This window comes from Bradyrhizobium sp. Rc3b, from assembly GCF_900114915.1.
Taxonomy (GTDB): domain Bacteria; phylum Pseudomonadota; class Alphaproteobacteria; order Rhizobiales; family Xanthobacteraceae; genus Bradyrhizobium.
In genome coordinates this window covers 513,017-529,390 of the sequence record NZ_FOUS01000002.1, presented here as the reverse complement: position 1 = coordinate 529,390, position 16,374 = coordinate 513,017, and the positions used below count along the sequence as shown (strand labels likewise).

Genomic DNA, 16,374 nt, shown 5'->3' with positions numbered 1-16,374 from the left:
GTCGTCACTGAAAGCCGAGATCGCCCGTTCCCCAGCGTACCCATCAACGGCCGACGCGAGAGCGTCGGCCTGGCGGTGGTGAAGATGTCTGTTACTTCGGACCGCGCAGGTTCGACTCCTGCAAGAGCAAGGGGCGGATCGCCCGCAAGGGCAGCAACAGCATCGCTCGTTCCCCGCCAAACCATCACGGTCCGTGGTGAAGATTTCTGTTACTTCGCCTATCACGCGAGAGGTCGCGGGTTCGAATCCCGCCCGGTGTACGATGCACCGGTAGCTCAGTGGCCAGAGCGCTTTCCGGCGGGCTTTCGCTCGCCGGGTTACAGAATCGCCTGTTCCCGGATCGTGTCCCTTCGTCGCCACCGCCGATGGTGAAGAGCGCTGTTACTTCGCGGTCGGAGGTTCGAGCCCTCCCGGACATCAGTCCGTAGCTCAGTTGGTAGAGCACGTTCAGCCTCGCTTGTTCCCCGGCACCCGTTTCCATTCCATCATCAACCCAAGAGGAGGCCGTCATGGTCAGGCTCAACAAGATCGTTCGCGCCTTCACGCGTCAGGGCGCCCGTGCCGTGCGCTTCACGCCCGAGATGGAGCTGAAGCGCGCGCTGATGAACTGCCTCCTGTGGGAGGACCAGTTCTACGAGGACGGCGTCGCGATCGCCGATCGCATCAGGGCCCTGGTGCCGAAGGTTGCTTCGGCGCGCGTGGCACAGCTTGCAATCGAGGCGCGCGAGGTGATGAAGCTGCGGCACGCGCCGCTGCTCGTCATCCGCGAGATGGCGCGGAGCGAGAGGCACCGCGCCCTCGTGGCCGACACACTCCACCGGGTGATCCAGCGTCCCGACGAGATGACGGAGCTGCTTGCGATCTACTGGGCGGATGCGCTCGGCCCTCAGCAGCAGCGCAAGCGTCAGCCGGTCTCGGCGCAGGTCAAGAAGGGCCTTGCCCGCGCGCTGACCAAGTTCGACGCGTACCAGCTCGCCAAGTGGGACCGCGACGGCGCGGTGCGGATCAGGGACGTGCTGTTCCTGGTGCACGCCAAGCCGAAGGACGCCGACCAGGCCAAGGTGTGGAAGCAGCTCGTCGATGGCGAGCTCGCCTCCCCCGACACCTGGGAGGTTTCGCTCTCGGCCGGCAAGAACAAGCGCGAGACCTTCGAGCGGTTGATCGCCGAGCGCAAGCTCGGCGGGCTGGCGCTCATGCGCAATCTGCGGCTGATGCAGAACGCGCAGGTCCCGCGCGAGACCATCGCAGGCGCGATCGACGCGATGCGGACGGATCGTATCCTTCCCTATCGCTTCATCACGGCGGCGCGCTATGCGCCGGACTTCGAGCCCGAGCTCGAGGCTGCGATGCTCAAGTCGGTCAAGGATCATGTGCGGCTCCCGGGCCGCACCCGGCTCCTGATCGACGTGTCGGGCTCGATGTTCGCGACGCTCTCCGCGCAGTCGGAAATGACGCGCGCGGAGGCGGCGTGTGGCCTGGCCATCCTCGCCCGCGAGATCTGCGACGAGGTCGAGATCTTCACCTTCTCCGACAGGGTGGTGAAGGTCCCTCCCCGCCGCGGCTTCGCGCTTCGAGATGCGATCATCAACTCGCAGCCGCATAGCGGAACCTGGCTCGGCAAGGCGGTGGCGGAGATCGACCGCAAGGGCGATCGCCTCATCGTCTTCACCGACGAGCAGAGCCACGACCAGGTGCCCGAGCCCAGGGCGCGCGGCACCATCGTGAACGTGGCCTCGTATCAGCACGGTGTCGGCCACGGCGCCTGGACCCGCGTCAACGGCTTCTCTGAGGCCGTGGTCGCGTGGATCGCGGCGTCGGAAACGGCGTTGAACTGATGCGCAACGACAACGGCCCCGGACGCAGGGTACTGCGCCCGGGGTTTTCAAAATCTCTGAAATGATCCGTCCGCCCGGCTATGGTGCGTGCGGAATGCAAAGCAGGACACACGACCATGCGACGATCCGATCCCTACATGGAACGCGCCCGCGAGCTCTGCCTCGCCGCCGGCATCGATCCCGACTCGCGCGTCGGCGAAGGACGCGGCCAGCCCGCCTGGTGCCTGTACAAGGACGCCGCGCGCAAGGAGCATCTTGCCCGCGAGGCCAATGCGACCGCGAACTCGATCGCCGAGTTCCGGATGCAGGACGCCCGCTTCCAGAATGCGCCGCTGAAGATTTTCGGCCCGCACGAGGAAGCGACGATCGCGCAGATGCGCAACTGCATGGCGGTCGGCAACGTCGTATCCGGCGTGATCTGCGCCGACGGCCATCTCGGCTACGCCCAGCCGGTCGGCGGGGTCATCGCCTATGAGAAGCAGATCAGCATCTCCGGCGTCGGCTTCGACATCGGCTGCGGCAACATGGCCGCCCGGCTCGACACGCGCTTCGACGACATTGCAGGCCTCGTCCCCACGATCATCCGCGACGTCGCCAAGGTGATCTCGTTCGGAGTCGGCCGCGCCAATGCCGAGCGGGCCGAGCACGACCTGTTCGACGACGCAGATGCCTGGCGCGAAAGCGACATGGAGGCCTACCGTCAGAAGGCGGTGAGTCAGCTCGGCACGGTCGGATCGGGCAACCACTATGTCGACCTCATGCGCGACGAGGAAGGCTTTGTCTGGATCGGCGTCCACTTCGGAAGCCGCGGTCTCGGGCACACCTCCGCGACGCGCTACCTCAAGGCCGCCGGGGGCAAGGACGGTATGAACGTCCCGCCCGCGGTCGTCGACGAGGATTCCGAGCTCGGCCGCCGCTACATCGCGGCGATGCAGCTCGCCGGGCGTTATGCCTATGCGGGCCGCGAGTGGGTCGTCGAGCGCGTCCGCCAGATCATCGGCGGCAGCGTGACCGAGAGCGTGCACAACCACCACAACTATGCCTGGCGTGAGACCCACGACGGCAAGGATCTGTGGGTGGTGCGCAAGGGCGCGACGCCGGCGTTTCCCGGCCAGAAGGGATTCGTCGGTGGCTCCATGGGCGACGACGCCGTCATTCTCGAAGGCGTCGACAGTCCGGAAGCCAAGGCTTCGCTCTATTCGACCGTGCACGGCGCCGGCCGCCTGTTCGGACGCAAGGAGGCGAAGCGGCGCTTCTCGCGCGCGGAAATGGACCATTGGCTCAACGAGCGCGGCGTCACCTTGATCGGTGCCGACCTCGACGAGAGCCCGATGGCCTATCGCCGCCTGCCGGACGTGCTGGCGCAACACGCCGGCACCGTGCGCGTGCTGCACACTCTGCGGCCGTTCGCCGTCGCCATGGCCGGCGAGGGCGAGTTCGATCCGTGGAAGGACTGACGCAAGCAGCGGGCGGGAGGCACCACCTCCCGCCCGCATCATTCGATTCTCCTCCTCCGGTATTCACTCATGTCTCATCTCGTCAGATACTCGCGCATCAAGGCGCGGGCGCGGTGCAGTCGCGCCTTCACGGTCTGCCGGGACGCGCCGAGCGCGGTGGAGATTTCGTCGATGGTCATTTCCTTGACGTCGCGCATCAGGGCGACATCGCGGTAGTGCGGCGGCAGCGCCTCGAACGCCGCGGCCACATCGAGCCGCAGATCGGCTTCGGGGCGAGCCAGCAGCAGCGCCTCCGCCTCGCCGTCGTCGATGGCGGCGACGACACCGGCCCGACGCGCCAGCCGCAGGCATTCGCGGCGAACGACGCTGAACAGCCAGGCCGAAAACGCCAGCAGCGAGCGGATCGTGCCGACATGGCGGAACAGGATCCACAGCGCCTCCTGCGTCGCATCCTCGGCATCCGCCGAGCTGCGACAGGTGGCGCGCGCGTAGCGGCGGATATCCGGCTGCGCCGTCTCGAGCAGCGAGGCGATCGCGTGGGGATCGCCGAGCCGAGCGGCTTCGAACAGGTTTGGCGAGATCGCAGCCGCACTCACGAGACGCCCCCTCGCCCGATCCCCGCCATCGCGCACATCGGGCAATAGCCGACGAAGCCGGTCAGCGCGAAGCCGGCGCCGCCCAGCGCGACCAGCCACGCCGTCGTACCCGCCAGAGAGACGAATGCCGCGACCATCACCGCGACGCCCAAGGCGATCCGCACTGCCTGATGCAGGCCGCCGATGTTCTTCCTGTAAAACGCCATCTCATCCTCCGAGTTAGGCCGAGGCAAAATGCCTCGACCACTAAGAGGACGCCCCGGCCGAAAAGGATTCGCGGGCGCGTGCAATTTTTTCGCGGGTCAGCCTCCGACGGCCTGATAGGCCAGGCGCTTGAACTCGAAGAAGTATGGATTCCAGAAGCCCATGTAACGCTGGGCCATCAGGACCCCCGCGGTATTGGCCTCAGGGCAGATCCACCAATGGGTGCCGGCGAGCCCGCCCCACTGGAATTCCCCGGTGGAGTTCGGCGGATCGAACGGCGTCGGCGCGAAGGTGACGGCGCCGCCCAGGCCAAAGCCCTTGCCCGGGATCGGACCGAGATTGGCGAAGCGGATGGTCTGCCCTGCCGGGAGCTGGTTCGTCATCATCTGCCGCAGCGTCTCCGGCTTCAACAGCGCATCCGAACCGGGCAGCAGCGCGCGGACCAGTGCGAGCATGTCTGGCAGGGTCGAGACCAGACCACCACCGCCCGAGAGCCGCGGGAACGGCCGCCGATAGGCTTGCGGAAACGGCAGATTGTCGGCCCGCGTGAGGCCGGGCTTCATCGGATCGAGCACATCAGCGCCATTGTAGAGCGCAACCAGCCTGCCCTGCTGCGCTTCCGGAACATGGAAGCCGGTATCGGTCATACCGAGCGGATCGAAGATGCGCGCCTTCAGGAAGGTATCGAGCGCCTGGCCGGAGACGACCTCCACGACACGGCCGAGCACGTCGGTGGCCACCGAATATTCCCAGGACGTCCCCGGGTGATAGGACAGCGGCAGGCTGGCGAGCTGGTCGATCATGTCGGCGAGCGGCGTCAGCGGATTGAGCACGCGCGCCTCATTGTAGGCTTTGAACAGCACCGTGCCGGGATCGAAGATGCCATAGCTGAGGCCGGAGGTGTGGGTCAGGAGCTGGCGGATCGTGATCGGGTTCTTCGCCGGCTCGACATCGGCAAGGCTCGAAGCGTCCGGCTTCAGCACCTTGCGACCAGCGAGCTGCGGCAGGAATTTCTCGATCGGGTCATCGAGCCCGATGCGGCCCTCCTCGACCAGCAGCATGATCGCGCAAGTGACGAAGATCTTGGTGTTGGAGAACGCGCGGAAGATATGGTCGGGACGAAGCGCGGTCTTGGCTTCGCGGTCGGCAAAGCCGACGCATTGCTGGTCGACCACCTCGCCCCCGCGCAGCACGGCCCAGGATGCGCCCGGAATGATCTCCTGATCGACGTAGCGCTGCATCGCCGTCCGTGCGGCGGAAAATTCCGTAACCTTGGCGTCCATGAGTCTCCCCCAATTGTGGTTCGGACGGATATAGCGCGCTTTCGCGGGAAATGAAGGCCGCAGCGCCTATTGCTGCTTCATGAACGCGGTGACGTGCAAGCAGCGCCGGATGCGCATGCCCTGCCGCTGGTACAGCGCGATCGCCGACACGTTGCTGGAAAACACGTGCAGGAACGGAATTTCCCCGCGCGCCTCGATCCCGCGGGCGACGGCCGCAAGCAGCGCCTGCGCATAGCCGCGGCCGCGATAGTCGGGATGCACGCACACGGCCGTCATCTCCACGAACTTACCCGGCTTCATGCGCTCGCCCGTCATCGCGACCAATTGATCCCCGGCGCGGATGCCGAGGAACGTGCCGAGCTCATGGGTCCGCCGCGCGAACGGACCGGGCTTCGTCAGCTCCGTCAGCGCCATCATCGCCGGAACGTCGTCGGCACCCAGAGTGACGATCTCGGCATCGCGGAGCGGACTGTCAGCGGGCGAGCCAATCATCTGCTCGCAGGGCCCGGCGATCACGACCTTGAAACCGGCGGGTACCTCGACCGGATCCGGCGTGAACAGCGCGGCGACCTGCGTGCCTGACAGCAGATCACCGAGCGCGGCAAAGCTCGCCGCGGACATGTCGACCATGTCGGCGAACGGCGTCATGTCGACGGGATAGCGCAGCGCCCGCGGGCCGCCCTCGGCCAGATGCTTGTGGCTCGTCGTCAGCGCGCTCCAGATCGGACGATCCAGCAGCGCCTCATCGCTGTCGGACACCGGCCTAGTCCTTGTCGAAGCTGACGATGACGGCAGCATTGGCGATGAGGATGGGATCGTTGGCCACTTCGGTTGCCGAGGGAATCTCCAGCCCGCCCTTGACGGCGGTGACGGTCACGGTGCCGTAAGGAAGCTCCTTGGCCACAGCCTCCTTGTCGACGGCTTCCGGATTGGGCACCGCGATCGTGACATCGACAAACATGTCGTTCGCGGTCTTGCCGATCATCCGGAAGAAGCCAAGGCTCGAATGCCTGATGGCATCCGCCACCGCGCGCCTGGCCGCCTTGGTGGCGTCCCTGCCGTGGACATCGACGCCCATACCCATCTCGGTGACGCAGCGAACACGAGTCATGTTCATTCCCATCAGTGCTGGAGTTCTAGAGGCCCGACCTTCCGCGATCTACGCCTCCGGCACAAGCGCCTTTTCGCGCAGGAAATATGCGTTGCGGTCCTCCTCCTGCGCGTTCACGACCGCGCGAATTCGCAACAAATCCTTGCGCGCAACCAGGCCCACCACGCGATGAGTGCTGCGTTCGACCACCGGCAGGCGCCCGAGATCGGAGGCGACCATGAGGTCGGCGACACGCCCCAGCACGTCGTCGGGATGCGCCATCACGGCCGATGAGTCCGAGACCACGTCGTCCAGCGTTGCGGCCTGATGATCGCCCTCGGTGCGCCAGCGCAGCACATCGGCGCGCGTGACCATGCCGGCCAGCCGTCCATCGGCGGTGACGACGGGATAGGATTTGTGACGGCGCTGGTCCGAGGTGAAGAACGCGACCGCTTCGTCGATGGGCATTCCGACCGGCAGCGTGTCGACATCAGTGACCATGACATCGGCGACGCGGAGCAGCTCGAACGGATCGATCGCGTATTCGCGCGTGATATGCTGGCCGCGGCGCGCGATCTTCTCGGTCAGGATCGAGCGCTTCAGCAGCAGCACAGTGACGGCATGCGCTGCGCCGGTCGCCGTCAGCAGCGGCAGCAACATGTCAATATTGCCGGTCAGCTCGATGGCGAACATTACGCCTGTCAGCGGCGAGCGCATCGTGCCGCCCATCATCGCGGCCATGCCGACCAACGCCCAGAATGACGCGCCACCGGGCAGCGCCAGCCCCTCCATCCAGCCAGCCGTGCCGCCGAGGATCAGCAGCGGCGCCAGCACGCCGCCCGATGTGCCTGAGCCGAGCGCAATCACCCAGATCGCGGATTTCACCAGCAGCAGCCGGATCGCCTCATCGCGCGCCATGTGGCCGGACAAGAGATCGGCGATGACGTCGTAGCCGACGCCAAGCGCGCGCGGATCGACGAGGCCGCCGAGGCCGACAATCAGACCGCCAAGCATCGGCCACCACATCCAGTGCACCGGCAGGCGGTCGAACAGGTCTTCGATCGCGTAGAGCAGCCGCGTCATCAGCCCGGATTGCAGGCCGGCGACGATGCCGACGCCGATCGCTGCCGCTAGCCCCCACCACGGCAGATCCGGCCGCTCGGCAAACGGAAACAGCGGCCCCGTCCCGAACAGCAACGGCCGCCACGCCGCCGAGACCACCGCCCCCGTCACCACGGGCAGGAAGCTGCGCGGTTTCCATTCAAACAGCAGCAGTTCGACCGCGAGCAGGACGGCCGCGATCGGCGTGCCGAAGATCGCGGTCATGCCGGCGGCAGCACCCGCAACCAGCAAGGTCTTGCGCTCGGCGGCGGTGAGATGAAAGCACTGGGCGAAGATCGACCCGATCGCGCCGCCGGTCATGATGATCGGTCCCTCGGCGCCGAACGGACCGCCGCTGCCGATTGACACCGCCGAGGACAGCGGCTTCAGGACCGCAACCTTCGGCTGCATCCGGCTGCCGCCGATCAGGATCGCCTCGATCGCTTCGGGGATGCCATGTCCCCGAATCTTCTCCGAGCCGTAGCGCGCCATCAGCCCGATCACGAGACCGCCGAGCGCCGGCGCCAGCGCCATCCAGATCCCGGGATGGGCATTCGCCAGCGAGACGTTCTCGGTGCTGAAATGGCCGAACCAGACCAGATTGGTGACGAGCGCGATGAGCTTCAGCAGCACCCATGCGGCGCCCGCCCCGAGGCTGCCGACCAGCAGGGCCATGCCGATCAGGATCAATACGCGGCGGTCGGCGGTGAAGTCTCCAGGTTTGCCGCGAGGACGTGGGAGGCCGCCGGTGATGTCCAGGGTCTGACGCATGGATAGCTCTTGTCGGGAGATTTTGACGGGAGGGTTCTTGGCACCTGCCAATATATCGTGTCACGATATATATCAAAGAATGGCTGGTATGATCCTCCGGGCAAATGGCGGCCGGAGCGCTACCTCTCCCGCGCCCGCAGCTCGTCCACGAGCACCCGCACGTTCTCCGAATAGTCGATCGGGATCACGACCAGATGCACGCCGCCCTCTTTGAAAGCGGTATCCAGCGTCGGGCCAAAGCTGTCGATGCTCTCGATACGATGCCCCTTCGCCCCATAGGCCTTCGCGTAGAGGACGAAATCGGGATTGCCAAAGGTCATGCCGTAATCGGCGAAATGATCGACCGCCTGTTTCCAGCGGATCATGCCGTAGGCATTGTCTTCCAGCACCAGCACGACGAGATTGAGCTTGAGGCGGACCGCAGTCTCCAATTCCTGGCTGTTCATCATGAAGCCGCCGTCGCCGGCGACCGCAAGCACGCGGCGGTCGGGATAGAGCATCGCGGCCATCATCGCCGACGGCAGGCCGGCGCCCATGGTCGCCAGCGCATTGTCGAGCAGCAGCGTGTTGGCGACGCGGGTGCGGTAGTTGCGCGCGAACCAGATCTTGTACATGCCGTTGTCGAGCGCGACGATGCCGTTCTCCGGGATGACCTGGCGGATGTCGTGCACGATCCGCTGCGGCGTCGGCGGCCAGCGCGCCTCGGTGGCGCGGTCGGCGATGTGGCCAAGAATCTGCTCACGCAACGGCAGCAGCGCCGCAGCCTGCGGCAGCTTGCCTTCGAGCCGGTCTGCGAGCAGCTCCAGGCTGGGGCCGACGTCGCCAATGACCTCCGCGTCGGGAAAATAGACCAGCTCGACGCTGGCCGATGTGTAGCTGACGTGAATGACCTTCGGCCCTGAGGGCCCCATGATGAAAGGCGGCTTCTCGACGGGGTCGTGACCGATCGCAATGATCAGGTCGGCGCCATCGATCGCATCATGAACGTAGTCGCGTTCGGACAGAGCGGCGGTCCCCATGTAGAGATTGGTGCCGCCTGGCACGGTGCCCTTGCCCATCTGCGTGGTGAAGAACGGAATGCCGGTCCGCCGCACGAAGCTGGCGATACCGTGGGTCGCGCGCGGCCGGCTGGTCGCAGCGCCCATCATGACCAGCGGATGTCTCGCTGACAGAATCATCTCGGCGGCACGGTCGAGCGCGGCGCGATGGGCGACCGGGATTTCGATCGGATGGACCGGGATCACGGGGACAGCAGGCACTTCGTCACCCGCGATGTCCTCGGGCAGTTCGAGATGCACCGGCCCTGGCCGCTCCTCCATCGCCGCGCGGAATGCATCGCGCACCACAGTCGGGATCGAGGAGGCGCTGACGATCTGCCGCGACAGCTTCGTCAATGGCTTCATGGTCGCGACCACGTCCACAATCTGGAAGCGCGCCTGACGGCTGCTCATGATCGGCTTCTGGCCGGTGATCAGGATCATCGGCATCGCGCCGAGATGTGCATAGGCCGCGCCCGTTGACAGATTGAGCGCGCCGGGGCCGAGCGTCGAGAGGCAAACGCCGGGCTTGCCGGTCAACCGCCCATGCGTGGCCGCCATGAAGGCGGCGGCCTGCTCGTGACGGGTCAGGACCAGCTCGATCTTGGAGGTGCGGAGCGATTCCACGAGATCGAGATTCTCCTCGCCGGGAACGCCGAAGATGCGGTCGACGCCTTCGTTCTCAAGCGCCGCGACAAACAGATCCGATCCCTTCACCTTGCGCTCCTGTCCGCTCATGTCGCCTCCGCTTGTGCTCGCTCCCGTGTTCCACGGCAGTTGGCACATGGTAGCGGCCTGCGGCGCCGGCACAACTCACAAAGGGCGGCACACGGCATCAACTTCGCCATCACCGTGCGAACCGAGCGAAACAATCGAACGTCTTTCCGCGCGGCCGCCAGCATGCACGTTGCAAGCCGCGCGCAACCTGCTATCGCTCCGGCAATGACACCCAAATCCTTCGAAACCCGCTGCCTGCGCCTGCCCGCCGTCACCAAGGTGGTGCAGTGGGAGGGCACCTCCGTCTTCAAGGTCGGCGGCAAGATGTTCGCGCTCGGCGGCGGCTTTGCCGCGCGCTCCGGCGGCTACATGTTCAAGGTCTCGGACATGGTCTATGCGATGCTGATCGAGCATGCCGCGGCGCGGCCGGCGCCATACCTTGCGCGCGCCAAATGGGTGCAGCTCGTCAGCAACAATTCGTTGCCGGATGCCGCGCTTGCCGGCTATCTCGCCCAGGCTCATGGGCTGATCGTGGCGAAGCTGACGCGGAAGGCCCGCAAGGAACTGGGCCTCGGCTAAGCCAGTCCGATTGACCTCGGCATGATATCTGACTAAAGTCAGACATCATGCTCGACCCTGTTTCCCGCGTTCGCCGCTTCAACCGTGCCGTCACCTCCGCCGTCGGCGCGCTCGATACCTCGTTTCTTGGGCGCGGCCGCCCGCTCGGCGCGGCGCGTGTGCTCAATGCGATCGGGCACGGGCGTTCGGACGTGGCCGATATCCGTGACTATCTCGGCCTGGATTCCGGTCTGATGAGCCGGCTGCTCCGCAGCCTGGAAGAGGACGGTCTGGTCGAGACCGCCGCGCATGAGGACGATGCCCGCCGCCGGGTCGCGACATTGACGCGTGCGGGCCGGCGCGAGTTCGCGGCTTATGAGGCGCTGTCGAACACGCAGGCCGAGGGCTTGCTCGCGCAGCATTCGCAGGCTGACGTCCTGCTGGCGGCGATGGACCTGATCGCGTCCGCATTGACGCGCGAGCGCGTTGCGCTGGAGGAGATGGATCCGCGAAGCGAGCAAGCGCGTTACTGCCTCGGCGAGTATTATGCCGAGCTCGGCCGCCGCTTCAGCCAAGGTTTCGACGTCTCGCTGTCGCGCGACCCTGACGCCAAGGACATGCGCCGCCCGCGCGGCAGCTTCGTCGTCGCGATGTCGGACACGCTGCCGATCGGCTGCGTGGGCCTGAAGGGAACCGATCACGGTTACGCCGAGATCAAGCGGCTGTGGGTGGCGCCCGCCGCGCGCGGGTTGCGGCTCGGCCGGCGCCTGATGGACGCGGCCGAGAGCGCCGCGCGCGAGCTCGGCATCACGCTGCTGCGGCTCGACACCAACAGCGCGCTGCCCGAGGCCGGCCAGCTCTACCGCGCCACGGGCTGGCGCGAGATCCCACGCTACAATGACGATCCCTACCCGGACCTGTTTTTCGAGAAGCGCATCTGATGCGGAGGGGTATCGTCACCTCGTCCGCGTCGGGCGCACCACGATCTCGTTGACGTCGACGTCATCGGGCTGCTCGATCGCGAAGCGCACCGCGCGGGCGATGGCGTCGGGCTGAAGCGCAATCGCCCGATACGTCTTCATGGCGTCCGCAGCCACGGGATCGGTGATGGTGCCCGCGAGCTCGCTTTCGACCACGCCGGGATGGATGCAGGTGATGCGGATATTGTCGTGCTCCTGGCGCAGGCCATCCGAGATCGCCCGCACAGCATATTTGGTGGCGCAGTAGACCGCAGCCCTCGGCGACACGCTCAGCGCACCGACCGAGGCGATGTTGATGATCTGGCCGAAGCCGCGCGCCACCATCTCCGGCAGCACGGCGGCGATGCCGTAGAGCACGCCCTTGATGTTGACGTCGACCATCCGGTCCCACTCCTCGACCTTGAGCGAGGCCATCAGCGACAGCGGCATCACGCCGGCATTGTTGACGATGACGTCGACACGGCCCCAGACCCCGCGCGCGGCATCCGCAAAGGCGGCAACGCTGGCGCGGTCGGTGACGTCGAGCGGATGCGCGAGCGCCGTTCCGCCCCGACCGTTCAACTCGGCCGCGAGCGCGTTCAAATGGTCGGTGCGCCGCGCGCCGAGCAGAACCTTTGCGCCGGCCGCGGCCAGCTCGCGGGCAATGCCTGCGCCGATTCCGCTGGAGGCACCGGTGATGAGAATGACTTTGTCGATTGGCATGAGGTTCTTCCCGTTGCTTTCGGAGTGATTGCGGGAAGATGGACCGGCGCCATCGCTGTGATAAGACGACGATCCCTAACCACACTGACAAGCTATGCTAACCGATGGAACCAGACCTCAACGCCCTCGCCGTCTTCGCGCTGGTCGCCGAAGAGCGGAATTTCCGCGCCGCCGCCGATCGTCTCGGCGTGACACGCTCGGCGGTGAGCCAGACGATCCGGCGGCTGGAGGAAACGCTCGGCATCGCGCTGGTCCAGCGCACGACGCGCAGCGTCAGCCTGACCGAAGCCGGCGAGCGGCTGCATGCGGAGGTCGCGCCCGCGATCGCGGACATGCGCGCCGCGCTCGACGGCACCGAGGCACTGCGCGGGCGGCCGCGCGGATTGCTGCGCCTCGCCGTCTCCTCGATCGCCGAGCATTTTCTCTCGGGACGTTTCCTTGCAGCCTTCACCGACGCCAACCCGGAGGTGCAGCTCGACATCACCGTGACGGATGCGGAATTCGACATCGTCGCCGCCGGCTATGACGCCGGCGTCCGCCTTGGCGAGGTCATCGAGCAGGACATGATTGCGGTGCCGATCGCCGGCGAGGAACGCCAGCTCGCCGTCTGCGCGCCGGACTTCCGCGACCGCTTCGGCGTGCCCGCTCATCCGTCCGAGTTGGCGTCCTTTCGCTGTATCGGCTGGCGTCCGGAGCCAAACGCTCCGCCCTATCGCTGGGAGTTTGCCGACGGCGGCAAGGAGTTCAGCGTCGCGTTCGCGCCCGAGATCACGACCAACGACATGGCGCTGATGATCAAGCTGGCGGTGGCCGGCGCCGGCATCACCTTCGGCATGGAGGCGAGCTTTCGCCCCGCGATCGCGCGCGGCGAGCTGGTGCCGATCCTGGAGGACTATTGCCCCCGCTTCGCCGGATTCTATCTCTACTACCCGAGCCGCCGCAACATCGCACCGAAGCTGCGTGCGCTGATCGAGCATCTGCGGCGGCGCGCGTGAACCGGAAGGAGCCCGCATGGAGAGAGAAGAGCTCGCCGGCATCTACCGTGCCTACATCGCCTGCCTGAACCGGCAGGATTGGCCGGCGCTCGGCCAGTTCGTGCATGACGAGGTCGCCCACAACGCGCGGCCGCTCGGGCTCTCCGGCTATCGCGCGATGCTGGAGCGGGATTTTCGGGAGATACCCGACCTGCAATTCCACATCGAGATGCTCATCATCGATCCACCCCGCATCGCGACACGACTGAAGTTCGATTGCACGCCGTTCGGGACGTTCCTTGGGCTTGCCGTCAACGGAAGGCGCGTGTCGTTTTGCGAGAACGTGTTCTACGAATTCGACAACGACAAGATCCGGCAGGTCTGGTCGGTGATCGACAAGACCGCGATCGAGGCGCAGCTCTGACCTTGCGGCGCCTCGATGTCGAACCTACGCCGCCGCCGGCGCCACCTCGCCTTGCGGCTTCGCAAACGGCCTGAAATTCATCGCCATCAGGAAGGCACCCAGGCCCATCGCCCAGGAAGCGATGTAGAGCCAGGCGTAGCTGGAGAAGGCGTCGTAGATCAGGCCGCCGGCGAGCGGGCCCGTCGCCATGCCGAGGCTGCCGGCCATCGCCGTGCCGCCGATCACCGTGCCCATCATCCGCAGCGGAAAGTTTTCGCGGATCAGCACGGCATAGAGCGGCATGGTGCCGGCATAGATGAAGCCGAACACGGCGCCGACGGCGTAGAAGGTCGCGAGCTGATGGGCGAAGACGTAGGCGAGCGCGCCGAACGACTGGAGCAGCAGCCCCGAGACCAGCACGCGCTTGGCCCCGAAGCGGTCGCCCATCAGGCCGAACGCGATGCGCCCGCCGAGACCGGCAAAACCCTCGATGCTGTAGATCGTCACCGCCGCGACCAGCGGGATGCCGCAACTCACGGCATAGCTGACGGTGTGGATGATCGGACCGGAATGGGTGGCGCAGCAGAAGAAGTTGGTCGCGAGCAGAATCAGGAATTGCGGCGAGCGCAGCGCCTCGCCCATCGACATTTCGCTCTGCGCGGCCCCCTCGCCTGTCGGTGCGACCGCCGCATTAGTGAGCGCCGGCGGGCGGCGCACCAGGAACGAGACCGGAATCATGATGGCACCGACGACGAGCGCGATGATCTGCATCGAGGTGCGCCAGTCATGGTTCGAGACGAGCCAGGCCGTGAGCGGCGCCATCGTCATCGGCGCCACGCCCATGCCGGCCGACACCAGCGACACGGCAAGGCTGCGATGGGTATCGAACCAGCCGGTCACGGTCGCCATCATCGGCGCGAAGATCGCCGCACAGGAGGCGCCGACCAGAAGGCCGAACACGAACTGGAACACGATCAGGGAGGTCGCATGGCTCGCCGCGAACAGGCTGAGCGCCAGCACCGTCGATCCCGTCAGCACCACCGGCAGCGGCCCGAACCTGTCGGACAGCGTGCCCCAGACCATGCTGGTGAAGGCCATTGCCAGAAAGCCAATCGTCATCGCGCTGGAGATGCCGGTCACCGACCAGCCGGTGTCCTTGGCGATCGGCTGCAAGAACACCGGCAGCGAGAACATGCCGCCGATCGCGACGCAGCCAAGCAGGCCGCCGGCGGCGACGATCACCCAGCGATAGTGGGATTGGGTCATCTTTGTCTCCCGAGATCATCTTGTCTGAGTGGAAGACGATTGGGAACCGCGGCCACCGACAGCATCACGGAAGTTTTTACGGGAGCCACCAACAAAAATCGCGAAAACACCCCCATGCACAGTAGCCGGCCCCTGCGGGATCAAGGACTTAACGGGCGCATGAAACGAGCTGCCGGTGGCTCTCGACGGCAAGCCGCGATTTGACTCGTCGGGCAAAACATCGGCATCCCGGCAGCAATCATGGTAGCCAGGACAGCATTGAAAGAGGACACAATGAGGATCAGTTTCGAAGCGTGGATGCTGGCGGCCGCGATCATTTGGGGCTTCGTTCAACTCGTTGCGGCCGCACAAGCTGCAAACGTGCAGTACGGCCTCAAATGGGCTGCGAGCCCGCGCGATATCGAGATGCCGCCGCTCAATCCCGTCCCCGGCCGCATCAACCGGAATTTCCGCAACTACATGGAGACATTTCCGTTCTTTGCGGCCGCGATCCTCATCGCTCTCGTTGCAGGCGTTCACAACGGGCTGACCTATTGGGGATCGATCGCCTATCTCGGCGGACGCATCGGCTACACCGTGCTTTACATCTCCGGCATCCCCCTCATCCGCTCACTGTTCTGGAACATCGCCAGCTTTGGCATGCTTGGCGTCCTGGTCGCCCCTTTCGTGGCGCGTTGAAGCGGCGGGATCCGATCGTGACCATCCGTCCCATCATCCGCTATCCCGACCGCCGGCTGGCAATGCCGGCACGCCCCGTCACCGCATTCGACGACGGCTTGCGCGAGCTGGCGGCGGACCTGCTGGAGACCATGCGTGCTGCGCCCGGCATCGGCATCACCGCGCCGCATATCGGCGTGCCCTTGCGCCTCGTCGTGCTCGAGCTCGACGCCAGGGACGGCCCCCTCACCTACGTCAATCCGGTCATTGAATGGGCTTCACCCGAGATGATCCAGCACCGCGAAGGCAGCGTCTCGATGCCGGGGGTCAACGACGAGGTACAGCGCCACGCGCGCGTGCGGATCAGCTATCACGATCTCGACGGCAACGCGCAAAGCGAGGACTCGGAGGGCTTGCGCGCCGTGTGCCACCAGCACGAGATCGATCAGCTCGACGGCCTGTTCTGGATCCAGCGGCTGTCGCGGCTGAAGCGGGAACGGCTGGTGAAGAAGTACGAGAAGATGGCCCGGAATTCGTAATGGTTGCGCTGCTCGCTCGCGCGGCGGCTGTGGCGTGTAAGCCGGTTACTGCGACCTCGGCGCACGCCTCGTCCTTCGAGACGACCGCGGAGCCTGTCATCGGGCCGCGCCTTGCGCGGACCCGGTGGCGGTCCCTCAGGATGAGGCTAATCGGCATGGGTGCCCGTTGAAACGAGCGTAACGCATTCGGTCCTCATCCTGAGG

17 protein-coding genes are annotated in these 16,374 nt (G+C 66.0%); 8 read left to right on the top strand and 9 right to left on the bottom strand.

The window, feature by feature from the left end; all coding sequences use genetic code 11:
* Positions 1-509: 509 nt before the first annotated feature.
* The gene (locus BM190_RS06010; RefSeq protein WP_092252750.1) at positions 510-1,835 is read left to right on the top strand and encodes a TROVE domain-containing protein; all 1,326 of its coding nucleotides are present in this window, start codon (positions 510-512) and stop codon (positions 1,833-1,835) included.
* Positions 1,836-1,951: 116 nt separating this feature from the next.
* Positions 1,952-3,292, top strand: a complete 1,341-nt coding sequence (locus BM190_RS06005) for an RtcB family protein (RefSeq protein WP_092253071.1) — start codon at positions 1,952-1,954, stop codon at positions 3,290-3,292.
* A gap of 74 nt (positions 3,293-3,366) precedes the next feature.
* Here the strand turns inward: BM190_RS06005 and BM190_RS06000 are convergent, their stop codons facing one another.
* The 7 genes from BM190_RS06000 to BM190_RS05970 form a co-directional block, all read right to left on the bottom strand.
* The gene (locus BM190_RS06000) at positions 3,367-3,888 is read right to left on the bottom strand and encodes an RNA polymerase sigma factor (RefSeq protein WP_092252748.1); all 522 of its coding nucleotides are present in this window, start codon (positions 3,886-3,888) and stop codon (positions 3,367-3,369) included.
* Positions 3,885-4,094, bottom strand: coding sequence for a YgaP family membrane protein (locus tag BM190_RS05995; RefSeq protein ID WP_092252746.1), 210 nt, complete (start codon positions 4,092-4,094; stop codon positions 3,885-3,887). Before BM190_RS05995 ends, BM190_RS06000 begins: the two co-directional genes overlap by 4 nt.
* 96 nt (positions 4,095-4,190) lie before the next feature.
* A complete protein-coding gene (locus BM190_RS05990) occupies positions 4,191-5,375 on the bottom strand; it encodes a serine hydrolase domain-containing protein (protein WP_092252744.1) in 1,185 nt (394 codons plus the stop codon).
* Between the two features lie 66 nt (positions 5,376-5,441).
* Complete coding sequence (locus tag BM190_RS05985) at positions 5,442-6,134, bottom strand: GNAT family N-acetyltransferase (RefSeq protein ID WP_018317633.1); 693 nt, start codon at positions 6,132-6,134, stop codon at positions 5,442-5,444.
* A gap of 4 nt (positions 6,135-6,138) precedes the next feature.
* Positions 6,139-6,486, bottom strand: coding sequence for a Lin0512 family protein (locus BM190_RS05980; protein WP_092253069.1), 348 nt, complete (start codon positions 6,484-6,486; stop codon positions 6,139-6,141).
* Between the two features lie 48 nt (positions 6,487-6,534).
* Positions 6,535-8,337: a chloride channel protein gene (locus BM190_RS05975; RefSeq protein WP_092252742.1), complete on the bottom strand. Its 1,803-nt coding sequence runs from the start codon at positions 8,335-8,337 to the stop codon at positions 6,535-6,537.
* A gap of 119 nt (positions 8,338-8,456) precedes the next feature.
* The gene (locus BM190_RS05970) at positions 8,457-10,112 is read right to left on the bottom strand and encodes an acetolactate synthase large subunit (RefSeq protein ID WP_092252740.1); all 1,656 of its coding nucleotides are present in this window, start codon (positions 10,110-10,112) and stop codon (positions 8,457-8,459) included.
* 204 nt (positions 10,113-10,316) lie between these two features.
* Between BM190_RS05970 and BM190_RS05965 the strand changes: the two genes are divergently transcribed.
* Both BM190_RS05965 and BM190_RS05960 read left to right on the top strand, forming a co-directional pair.
* Positions 10,317-10,670 carry an MmcQ/YjbR family DNA-binding protein gene (locus tag BM190_RS05965; RefSeq protein WP_092252738.1) on the top strand — a complete coding sequence of 118 codons (354 nt, stop codon included), beginning with the start codon at positions 10,317-10,319 and terminating at the stop codon, positions 10,668-10,670.
* Positions 10,671-10,717: 47 nt separating this feature from the next.
* Entirely contained in the window at positions 10,718-11,590 is an 873-nt protein-coding gene (locus tag BM190_RS05960; RefSeq protein ID WP_092252736.1) for a bifunctional helix-turn-helix transcriptional regulator/GNAT family N-acetyltransferase, read from the top strand.
* Positions 11,591-11,605: 15 nt separating this feature from the next.
* Here BM190_RS05960 and BM190_RS05955 read toward each other — a convergent pair whose 3' ends face one another.
* On the bottom strand, positions 11,606-12,331 hold the full coding sequence (locus BM190_RS05955) for an SDR family oxidoreductase (RefSeq protein WP_092252734.1): 726 nt from the start codon (positions 12,329-12,331) through the stop codon (positions 11,606-11,608).
* Between the two features lie 104 nt (positions 12,332-12,435).
* Here BM190_RS05955 and BM190_RS05950 point away from each other — a divergent pair, with 104 nt between their 5' ends.
* Positions 12,436-13,326 (top strand): LysR family transcriptional regulator, encoded by an 891-nt coding sequence (locus BM190_RS05950; protein WP_092252731.1) that lies wholly within the window; start codon positions 12,436-12,438, stop codon positions 13,324-13,326.
* Between the two features lie 16 nt (positions 13,327-13,342).
* Positions 13,343-13,729, top strand: coding sequence for an ester cyclase (locus BM190_RS05945; protein WP_092252729.1), 387 nt, complete (start codon positions 13,343-13,345; stop codon positions 13,727-13,729).
* A gap of 24 nt (positions 13,730-13,753) precedes the next feature.
* Here BM190_RS05945 and BM190_RS05940 read toward each other — a convergent pair whose 3' ends face one another.
* Positions 13,754-14,974, bottom strand: coding sequence for an MFS transporter (locus BM190_RS05940; RefSeq protein ID WP_092252727.1), 1,221 nt, complete (start codon positions 14,972-14,974; stop codon positions 13,754-13,756).
* A gap of 273 nt (positions 14,975-15,247) precedes the next feature.
* On the opposite strand from BM190_RS05940, the gene BM190_RS05935 reads away from it, so the two are divergent.
* Positions 15,248-15,652, top strand: coding sequence for an MAPEG family protein (locus tag BM190_RS05935; RefSeq protein ID WP_092252725.1), 405 nt, complete (start codon positions 15,248-15,250; stop codon positions 15,650-15,652).
* Positions 15,653-15,669: 17 nt separating this feature from the next.
* On the top strand, positions 15,670-16,170 hold the full coding sequence (locus BM190_RS05930) for a peptide deformylase (protein ID WP_092253067.1): 501 nt from the start codon (positions 15,670-15,672) through the stop codon (positions 16,168-16,170).
* Positions 16,171-16,374 lie beyond the last annotated feature (204 nt).